The following is a 3,720-nucleotide window of genomic DNA, read 5'->3' as shown; positions in this document are numbered from 1 at the left end:
GAACTCGATCAATTCACCGAGGTACATATATGCAGTGTAGTCCGAACAGCGCGCGGCCTGTTGCATGTTGTGTGTGACGATCACTACCGTGTAATCGCTCTTCAATTCGGCGATCAACTCTTCAATGCGGCCCGTGGAAATCGGGTCGAGCGCGGAACACGGTTCGTCGAGCAGCAGCACTTCGGGACGGATCGCGATACCGCGCGCGATGCACAAACGCTGCTGCTGGCCACCTGACAAGCCATAGCCGCTCTGGCCCAATTTGTCCTTCACTTCATTCCACAGCGCGGCCTTGGTCAGCGCCCATTCCACGCGATCGTCCATTTCCGAGCGCGGCAGCGTTTCGAACATCTTCACGCCGAACGCGATGTTGTCGTAAATCGACATCGGAAACGGCGTCGGCTTCTGGAACACCATGCCGATCCGCGCGCGCAGCAGCGAAATATCGCGCTTGGAGGTCAGCAGGTTTTCGCCGTCCATCAGGATCTCGCCTTCGGCGCGTTGCTCCGGATAGAGCGCGTACATCTTGTTGAGCGTGCGCAGCAAGGTCGACTTGCCGCAACCCGACGGGCCGATGAACGCGGTCACCTTGCCTTCGGGAATCCGCAGATTGATGTTCTTCAACGCGTGATACTTGCCGTAGAAGAAATTCAGGTCGTTGATCTCAATCTTCGGGCGCGACGGCGCTTGCGCCTGGCCGCTTTGGGCGGGATCGAAACCGGCGGGCGCCGTCGAACGCGCGGCCGGATTGAGTTGAGTTTCTGCCATATTCATCGGATTACACTCCGCCCTTACTTATTCGAAAAGATCGTGCGCGCGAGGATGTTTAATCCCAGCACCGCGAGCGTGATCAGGAAGACGCCGGCCCACGCGAGCGATTGCCATTGCGCAAACGGGCTCATCGCGAACTTGTAGATCGTGACCGGCAGGTTCGCGACCGGCTGGTTCATGTCCATCGAGAAGAATTGATTCGACAAGGCCGTGAACAGGAGCGGCGCGGTTTCGCCGGCAATCCGCGCGACGCCGAGCAGGACGCCCGTGATAATGCCCGCGATCGACGCCTTCAGCGTGATCGACATCACCATCTTCCACTTCGGTGTGCCGAGTGCGAAAGCGGCTTCACGCAGTGCATTCGGCACCAGCTTCAGCATGTTCTCAGTGGTACGGATCACGATCGGAATCTGCAGCAGCGCGAGCGCGAACACACCCGCCCAACCGCTGAAGTGGCCCATCTTCGCGACAACCAGCGCGTAGACGAACAGGCCCACCACGATCGACGGCGCCGACAACAGGATGTCGTTGATAAAGCGCGTGAGACTCGCAAGCCAGCCCTTCTGGCCGTACTCGGCGAGATAGACGCCCGCCAGAATGCCAATCGGCGTGCCGACGAAGGTTGCGAGCGCAACCAGCATCACGCTGCCGACAATCGCGTTGGCAAGACCGCCGCCATCGGTGTTCGGCGGCGGCGTGGATTGCGTGAACAATTCGATCGACAGGCCGCCGATGCCAAGGCGCAGCGTCGTGTAGAGAATCCACACCAGCCACAGCAGGCCGAACGCCATGGCCGCGAGCGACATGGTCAGCGCAAGCGCATTCTTCGCGCGGCGGCGGCCTTGCAGACGCACGCGCATTGCCTCGAGCGCATCGGCGTCGTTCGAACCCGGCATATTCAAGGTGGGTTGGCTCATTTCGCGCCCTCCCCTTTTTCGAGGCGGAGCAGCATGATCTTCGAAATCGCCAGTACGACGAAAGTAATCACAAACAGGATCAAGCCGAGTTCCATCAGCGCCGACGTATGCAGGCCCGGATCCGCTTCCGCGAATTCGTTGGCGAGCGCCGAGGTAATGCTGTTGCCCGGCGAAAACAGCGAGACGTTATCGAGCAGATTGGTGTTACCGATCACGAAAGTAACCGCCATCGTCTCGCCGAGCGCGCGGCCGAGGCCGAGCATCACGCCGCCGATCACGCCGCTCCTGGTGAAGGGCAGCACGATCTTCCACATCACTTCCCACGTCGTGCAGCCGATGCCATACGCCGATTCCTTCAGCAGGACCGGTGTGACTTCGAACACGTCGCGCATCACCGAGGCGATGTACGGAATGATCATGATCGCGAGAATCACGCCCGCGCAGAGAATGCCGATGCCGATCGGCGCACCCTGAAACAGCGCGCCAACGAACGGGATACCGCCCAACACGGTGCCGAGCGGCTTCTCGAACCACACAGCGAAAATCGGTGCGAACACCAGCAGACCCCACATGCCGTAGACGATCGACGGGATCGCGGCAAGCAGTTCGATGGCGATGCCGAGCGGACGGCGCAGCCACGCGGGCGCGAGTTCGGTCAGGAAGAGCGCGATGCCGAAGCTGACGGGCACCGCGATGATGAGCGCAATGAGTGAGGTCGCGATCGTGCCGTAAATGGGCACCAATGCGCCGAATTGCTTGCTAGGTGGATCCCAGTCGGCGGTCCACAGAAACGCGAGACCGAAATGTTTGATCGACGGCAAGGAGGCGACGACCAGTGAAACGATGATGCCGCCGAGTAGCAACAGGGTGATGATAGCGGCGAGACGGGCAAGGCCGCCGAAAATGACGTCGCCGGCGCGGCTGGGCGCTTTCTGCTGCGACGCGCTGCCGGGCGGTGTCGACCTCGCCGCGCCAGGCGCTAAATGGATATCGGACATGAGAGCCTGATGGACCTGTTTCCAGTTGCCGTACGACACTTGTCGTGCGGCGGACGATGCTGGGCTAATGCCGCCGGGGTAATGCCATTGGCCGTCCCCGACTGAGGACGGCCAATGTATTGCTGGATGCTTTACTGCAACGCTTAGTCAGCAATCGGCTTGCCGGCAGCGTCCTTCACCTGCAACTTCCACTTCGTACGAATTTCCGCCGTGACCGACTCCGGCAACGAGATGTAGTCCAGATCGTTTGCAGCCTGGGTGCCGTTCTTGAACGCCCAGTCGAAGAACTTCAGCGTTTCCGTGCCTTGCGCCGGCTTGTCCTGTGCCGTGTGCAGCAGCACGAAGGTTGCGCCGACGATCGGCCATGCGTCCTTGCCCGGCTCATTTGTCAGGATCTGGTAGAACGACTTCGACCAGTCAGCACCCGCAGCCGCTGCCTTGAACGTTTCCGTCTTCGGCTCGACCACAGCGCCCGTCGAGTTCTTCAGGCTGACGTACGTCATGTGGTTCTGCTTCGCATACGCCCACTCCACGTAGCCGATTGCGCCCGGCAGACGTTGCACGAAAGCGGCGACGCCGTCGTTGCCCTTGCCACCCGTACCCGTCGGCCAGCTGACCGTTGCGCCTTCACCGACCTTCGACTTCCAGTCCGCGTTCACCTTCGACAGGTAGTTCGTCCAGATGAAGCTCGTGCCCGAACCGTCAGCGCGGCGAACCACGGCGATGTCGGTATCCGGCAGCTTGACCTTCGGGTTCAGTGCAGCGATCGCCGGATCGTTCCACTTCTTGATCTTGCCCAGGTAGATGTCGCCGAGCACTTCGCCCGACAGCGTCACTTCACCGGCCTTCACGCCCGGCACGTTGACAACCGGAACCACGCCGCCGACAACCGTCGGGAACTGGAACAGCCCTGCCTTCGCGAGTTCGTCGTCCTTCAGCGGAGCGTCCGAGCCTGCGAAATCGACAGTCTTCGCTTCGATCTGCTTGATACCGCCCGACGAACCGATACCTTGATAGTTAACCTTGCCGCCGCC

At 61.0% G+C, this 3,720-nt stretch carries 4 protein-coding genes; all 4 read right to left on the bottom strand.

Going from position 1 to position 3,720, the window contains the following annotated elements; genetic code table 11:
• Positions 1–774 (bottom strand): phosphate ABC transporter ATP-binding protein PstB (gene pstB, locus VFE81_RS10170; RefSeq protein WP_325044468.1); only part of this gene is annotated, 774 nt, incomplete at its 3' end.
• Between the two features lie 17 nt (positions 775–791).
• Positions 792–1,688 (bottom strand): phosphate ABC transporter permease PstA, encoded by an 897-nt coding sequence (pstA, locus tag VFE81_RS10165; RefSeq protein ID WP_325044467.1) that lies wholly within the window; start codon positions 1,686–1,688, stop codon positions 792–794.
• On the bottom strand, positions 1,685–2,686 hold the full coding sequence (pstC, locus tag VFE81_RS10160; protein WP_325044466.1) for a phosphate ABC transporter permease PstC: 1,002 nt from the start codon (positions 2,684–2,686) through the stop codon (positions 1,685–1,687). Before pstC ends, pstA begins: the two co-directional genes overlap by 4 nt.
• Positions 2,687–2,829: 143 nt before the next feature.
• A partial coding sequence (gene pstS / locus VFE81_RS10155; protein ID WP_325044465.1) for a phosphate ABC transporter substrate-binding protein PstS occupies positions 2,830–3,720 on the bottom strand: 891 nt, incomplete at its 5' end.

It is taken from the genome of Paraburkholderia sp. (assembly GCF_035656215.1).
GTDB lineage: Bacteria > Pseudomonadota > Gammaproteobacteria > Burkholderiales > Burkholderiaceae > Paraburkholderia.
The sequence above is the reverse complement of the archived record's forward strand: the minus strand, read 5'-3'. Positions and strand labels throughout refer to the sequence as shown.

Excerpts from the sequence above, each read along its gene's own strand:
- pstA (WP_325044467.1), bottom strand. The coding sequence starts at position 1,688 with ATGAGCCAACCCACCTTGAATATGCCGGGTTCGAACGACGCCGATGCG.
- pstC (WP_325044466.1), bottom strand. The coding sequence starts at position 2,686 with ATGTCCGATATCCATTTAGCGCCTGGCGCGGCGAGGTCGACACCGCCC.